Origin of the sequence: Vibrio sp. 10N.247.310.17 (assembly GCF_041466605.1) — a bacterium.
GTDB lineage: Bacteria > Pseudomonadota > Gammaproteobacteria > Enterobacterales > Vibrionaceae > Vibrio > Vibrio tasmaniensis_A.
Window position 1 is genome coordinate 1 of sequence record NZ_JBFSTC010000156.1, and the last position, 5910, is coordinate 5910.

A 5910-nucleotide genomic window follows, 5' to 3' on the forward strand; every position below is an offset into this window, starting at 1 on the left:
AACCCGCATCATCAGCTTGGAAGGCTGAGGTAATAGCCATTATACGATGCACGCAACACGTAACTCTGTTTGAGCTATTTAACCTTTAGAATATGGTGGAGGGAGACGGATTCGAACCATCGAAGGCAGTGCCGGCAGATTTACAGTCTGCTCCCTTTGGCCACTCGGGAACCCCTCCAAATTTTGAGCTTTCTCTCGCTTACCTTAAAGAAAGGGAGAAAGTGGTGCCGACTACCGGAATCGAACTGGTGACCTACTGATTACAAGTCAGTTGCTCTACCTACTGAGCTAAGTCGGCACAAGTGGGGCGCATTTTATTGAATGATTTTCCACCTTGCAATAGTAAATTGAAAAAAAGTGAAAAATTCTCCTATGAAATTCCTAGATACGGCTATTTAGCTCAAGGTTTCTGCCTTTAACCCACATCTAGTACAGGAAGATATTTTATTTATCTATCGCTTGATGTATTTTCCATGCACTTGTTTTGTTATCCACTATAGAGTTTATATGAGCCCATTTATGTCATTTGACCGCGAACGTTGGTCTGAGCTAAGGAATTTAGTTCCGATGACACTTTCTGAGAGCGACTTAAAAGAGCTTCAAGGCATCAATGAAAAGCTCACAATGGAGGAAGCCGTTGAGATCTACCTGCCGCTCTCTCGCCTATTAAATCTCTATGTGGCAGCCAGACAGAATAGAAACTCAGTACTCCATCAATTCCTGGATAAAAACGAGAAAGCACCACCTTTTATCATCGGTATTGCTGGAAGTGTCGCTGTGGGCAAAAGTACAACTGCACGACTGCTTAAAGCCCTACTTTCTCGCTGGGAGAACCACCCAAAAGTTGAGCTAGTCACAACCGATGGCTTCTTATACCCAAATGAGGTGTTAGAAGAAAAAGGATTGATGAGTAAAAAGGGCTTTCCGGAGTCTTACGATATTAAGCGTTTAGTGAACTTTGTTTCGGATGTAAAAGCATGCAAGAGAAATGTCACGGCTCCCGTGTACTCGCATCTTACGTACAACATTACTGATGACGTTAAGTGTGTCGACCTACCAGATGTGCTTATTATTGAAGGACTTAATGTCTTGCAAACAGGCATGAACGATCCACACGAGCCACATCGCGTGTTTATTTCAGACTTCCTTGATTTCTCTCTCTATGTTGACGCTGATAGCCAACAAATCAAAGAGTGGTACGTCAATCGCTTTATGAAATTCCGCGATGGCGCGTTTACCAAACCTGGCTCTTACTTTAGTCATTACACAAAATTATCGAACCAAGCGGCACTGGATAAAGCGGAAGGTATCTGGAGTTCAATTAATGGCTTGAACCTAGAGCAAAATATCCTTCCTACACGAGAAAGGGCTCACTTGATTCTACGTAAAGGCGCAGATCATATGGTTGAAGAAGTATTACTAAGAAAATAGTAACACATTAATCGCCTTTTCTTAGCGATATCTCTCCGCCGATATAGCTCTCGATACCATTCTCAGTTTTGAGTAATACAGCACCTTGTTCATCGATGCCTTGAACAACACCTTCAATTTCTCTAGGTCCAATGATCAACCTAACATTGCGACCTAAGAAATTATCAAAGCGATTCCAACGCTCTACAAAATTCGACATCCCTTTCAACTCATAATCAACAAGAGACTTATCCCAGGCATTGATCAGAGCCTGCGCTAACTGATTGCGATCGGGCACCTTCCCATCACACACTTCTTTAAGAGAAGTCCACGGTTGGCCAATACCTGATGTTGTTGGATCCATGGATAAGTTTAGCCCTAAACCAATCACAATATGAGCAGCGCCACCAGACTGTCCTGACAGCTCTACCAAGATACCGGCAAGCTTCTTGTCATTGTGGTAAAGGTCGTTCGGCCATTTGAGCTTTATACCTTCTACGCCCATCTCTTCCAAAGCTTCAACAACAGCTACACCAACCACAAGGCTCAAGCCCATCGCGGCAGCCATCCCTGCGTCGAGTCTCCAATACATTGAAAGATAGAGGTTTGCACCGAATGGCGATACCCACTCTCGTCCACGACGTCCACGTCCCGCAGCTTGATATTCAGCAATACAGACAGAACCCGATTCGAGGGTGTTAGTACGCTCTAATAGGTGTTGGTTTGTAGAACCTATGATTGGAATCAGTTCAAGAGAAGCATCTCGACTAACAACAGACAATTTGTCTTCGTGAAGCATATCTAAACGGCTAGCTAACTTATAGCCCTTGCCTTGTACTCGGTAGATATCTAAACCCCACCCTTGAATACCTTTAATGTGCTTACTGATAGCCGCTCGTGAGACACCAATCGTTTCACCTAGATCTTCACCTGAATGAAACTCACCGTCAGCAAGACATCTCAATAGTGCAAGCTTGGTACTGTGTTCTCTCATGCCAATGACTCCAAAGCCTTGTCTAGGTTTGTCTCGCAGTCTCGTCCCATAAAACGCACTTCATGTTCCAGTCGAATATCGAATTTATTCAAGACAGACTGACGTACTCGCTCTGCAAGCTTAAGGATATCCACAGCAGAAGCCTTATCATAATTGATGATAACTAATGCTTGGTTTGGGTGAACTTGAGCGCCGCCTTCTGTCACGCCTTTGAACTGGCATTGATCAATCAACCAGCCTGCAGCGACTTTGATCATGTCATTGCTCTCATAGCCTACAATGTTTGGGTATAGAGCGAACAGGCGATCAAAATGATCTTTGGTGATCACAGGGTTTTTGAAGAAGCTGCCCGCATTACCTTGGACTCTAGGGTCTGGCAACTTACTTGAACGGATAATGCATACTTCATCAAATATAGTACGAGGAGAGAGCGTATCGGCTGCTAGGCTTTTTAACGGGCCATAGTGATTGCATGGCTCCCACTCTTTCGGCAACGTTAAACCAATCGCAACAACAATCGCTTTATCGTAGAGAGCGTGCTTGAAAATAGAATCTCGGTAACCAAAGAGACACTCTTCTTTGCTCAATCGCTTAACTGTATAAGTATCCAGACACAGGATATCGACATACTCGCATACGTCTTGTAGCTCAACACCATACGCACCAATATTTTGAATCGGAGCCGAACCTGAACAGCCAGGTATCATTGCTAGGTTTTCTAGACCACCGAGCCCTTTATCCACACTCCATTCAACTAAGTTTGGCCAATCTTCCCCCCCACTAACATGCAGTAGGTGATGACTGTCCGTCTCGGTCAACTCAATCCCGGATAATTTATTCACTATGACCAGACCAGCGAAGTGCTCAGTAAAAAGCATATTACTGCCTTTACCCAGTATTAACTTAGGTAAAGCTGACCATTTAGGGTCTCTGTAAACGGAAATTAATTCTTCGATAGTGGTGACTTCGACCAACGCATCACACGTCTGATCGATGGAAAAAGTATGAACATTTTTTAAACTAGCATTGAGATGGAATTGCATGGCGATATTCAATTAACTTACACTGCAGTCATTCTACAGCAGATAAACCAATGGCGCAGTGACTGAATGAACAATGTCATCATTACCCAATTAGACCCAGTAAAGGTTCCCCTAGTTAAACGTTTCTATAAAGAACATTACCCAACGGGAAAAGCCAATAAAAGTGAACTGATCTATTCGTTATTACTGGATAACGAGCTGTGCGGTGTCGTGCGCTTTCGTACAATAGAGAATAATCGCTTACTTACTGGGATGGCGATATCAAAACAACATCGCGGTAAGCAATTAGGCTCCCAGCTTATGGACTATTGTGCGCAACATACACTTACGGAAGACGATTACTGCTTTGCGTACGCTCATCTCACCAATTTTTACGCGCGACACCTATTCATACAAATAGACCCTAAAGATCTGCCAAATGGTTTAAGAGTTTTATACGAGCGCTACTCGAATAGCGGAAAAGATCTCATTCCTATGCATTATCAGCAAAATTGTTAGAGAATGCCTCGATTATCTAGTATTTGATGCTATCCCTTTGGTAAAATTAAAGGTTCGCAATTTTGCATATTTTTAAGGTAAAACAGTCAATATGATTGCCAGTAGGAATCCATTCATACAGTTGCCAACCATAGCGCAGAATCCTGACAAGTTTGAAGTACTACTATCAGCGCAAGAGTTTCGAACTCGTCTACTTGATGAGATATCTCGCGCAACGACTCGTATTAGTTTAGTCGCTTTGTATCTTGAAGATGATGAGGCTGGCCGTGAAATCCTAACTGCCTTATATGAAGCAAAACAAAAGAATCCAGAATTAGACGTGAGCGTTTGTGTCGATTGGCACCGAGCGCAACGTGGATTGATTGGCGCAGAGTCTTCTGAAGGCAATGCTGCAATGTATAAAGAGTTTGCAGAAAAATATCAGCACTCTGTACCCGTCTATGGCATTCCAGTTCGCGGCAAAGAAGTCTTTGGCGTATTGCATTTGAAAGGCTTTATCGTCGATGACAGCGTGATATACAGCGGTGCAAGCCTCAACAATATCTACCTGAATTACCATGACCGCTATCGCTTTGATCGTTACCATGTTTTAAACAACGCAGCGCTTGCTGATTCAATGTTTACCTACGTACACGAACAGATGGTTGCGAACAGCGCTGTTTATGACCTGGCTGATAAGAACAAGCCTTCGACCAAAGAACTGAAACCAGCTATTCGTCAGTTTCGTGCATCATTAGCAAGGTCTCAGTATCAATTCGATGGTCAAGAGGTTTCAGCAGACCAAGTTGCTGTAACACCATTAGTTGGTATCGGTAAAAGACGTAACCGTCTGAATCAAGGAATCAATCAACTCGTAGCTCAAGCTAAAGATGAAATCTTTATCTGCACACCTTACTTCAACTTCCCACCTAGCCTAGCTAAAGAAGTGAAGAAAGCGCTTAAGCGTGGCGTAAAGGTCAGCATTGTTGTTGGCGATAAGACAGCGAATGATTTCTTTATCTCACCAGAAGAAGAGTTTAAAACGATTGGTGGTCTTCCATACCTTTACGAATTGAACTTACGTCGTTTCGCTAAAGCGAATGAGGCTCATATTGCTAGCCGTAATCTATCAATTCGACTTTGGCAACACGATTCCAACAGCTTCCACCTAAAGGGTATTTGGGTAGATAAGCGCTACATGCTACTAACAGGTAATAACCTAAACCCTCGCGCATGGAAGTTGGATCTAGAGAACGGCATCTTTATCCAAGATAACTACCATCACCTAACAGACAAGTTTCAGGCTGAAGTGGATAATATCCTTCAACACACTCAGCTTATCTGTACTTATAAGCAGTTAGATAAGGTAGAGAGCTACCCGGTAGAAGTTCAGAAGTTGATTCGTAAGATCACTCGTGTGAAAGCCGATAGAGTGCTTAAGCAAATACTGTAGTCGGATGTATTAGAAACACTATTTATCAACGCCTAGCATACGCTAGGCGTTTTTGTATCTGCGAGATAGCGAGATAGCGAGATAGCGAGATAAGTATCATTTCATGTCAAAATATCTACTAATAGTAAGTGTGGTAGCTTGAAGAGCTGAACATCCAACTTTTCCTTAATTCTAGATACGTGTATCAGGTATAGAGAGCAGTTAAACGAATATCAATACGAACATAATCGACAATTACCCTCTACGTATTAAAAGTAATAACGTTCGCTACTCCCTACAATGAGGGACGATCGTGCTGGGGTTTCTCACATATAAAGCACTAAGATTCGCCCAATTTGATGTTCTGTTATACTTGGCTTAGCTAAAAGGATTAGAGGTAACTATTTCAGAACCGAACACCACCTCCCAATGCCTTGCAATAGACAGACGCCTCATAGGTAGCGATAAAATCTATAGCAAAAGTTCAAAGATCAGATGTCGGAAACGACGAAAGCCTAGTCGTCAGACTAGGCTTTCTAATATGTGCCGGAATA

At 42.9% G+C, this 5910-nt stretch carries 5 protein-coding genes and 2 tRNA genes; 3 read left to right on the plus strand and 4 right to left on the minus strand.

What is annotated here, in order from left to right:
- Positions 1-93: 93 nt before the first annotated feature.
- Both AB6D80_RS23930 and AB6D80_RS23935 read right to left on the minus strand, forming a co-directional pair.
- A tRNA-Tyr gene (locus AB6D80_RS23930) sits at positions 94-178 on the minus strand.
- A 44-nt stretch (positions 179-222) separates the two neighbouring features.
- Positions 223-298 (minus strand) — tRNA-Thr (locus AB6D80_RS23935).
- A gap of 209 nt (positions 299-507) precedes the next feature.
- On the opposite strand from AB6D80_RS23935, the gene coaA reads away from it, so the two are divergent.
- On the plus strand, positions 508-1431 hold the full coding sequence (coaA, locus tag AB6D80_RS23940; protein ID WP_009844725.1) for a type I pantothenate kinase: 924 nt from the start codon (positions 508-510) through the stop codon (positions 1429-1431).
- Between the two features lie 7 nt (positions 1432-1438).
- On the opposite strand, the gene birA is transcribed toward coaA, so the two are convergent.
- Both birA and murB read right to left on the minus strand, forming a co-directional pair.
- Complete coding sequence (gene birA / locus AB6D80_RS23945; protein ID WP_371704066.1) at positions 1439-2404, minus strand: bifunctional biotin--[acetyl-CoA-carboxylase] ligase/biotin operon repressor BirA; 966 nt, start codon at positions 2402-2404, stop codon at positions 1439-1441.
- Positions 2401-3447: a UDP-N-acetylmuramate dehydrogenase gene (gene murB / locus AB6D80_RS23950; RefSeq protein WP_372189825.1), complete on the minus strand. Its 1047-nt coding sequence runs from the start codon at positions 3445-3447 to the stop codon at positions 2401-2403. Before murB ends, birA begins: the two co-directional genes overlap by 4 nt.
- A 66-nt stretch (positions 3448-3513) precedes the next feature.
- Between murB and AB6D80_RS23955 the strand changes: the two genes are divergently transcribed.
- Together AB6D80_RS23955 and pssA are read left to right on the plus strand one after the other, a co-directional pair.
- Positions 3514-3945: a GNAT family N-acetyltransferase gene (locus AB6D80_RS23955; RefSeq protein WP_017101063.1), complete on the plus strand. Its 432-nt coding sequence runs from the start codon at positions 3514-3516 to the stop codon at positions 3943-3945.
- Between the two features lie 91 nt (positions 3946-4036).
- A complete protein-coding gene (pssA, locus tag AB6D80_RS23960) occupies positions 4037-5377 on the plus strand; it encodes a CDP-diacylglycerol--serine O-phosphatidyltransferase (protein ID WP_017103315.1) in 1341 nt (446 codons plus the stop codon).
- Positions 5378-5910 lie beyond the last annotated feature (533 nt).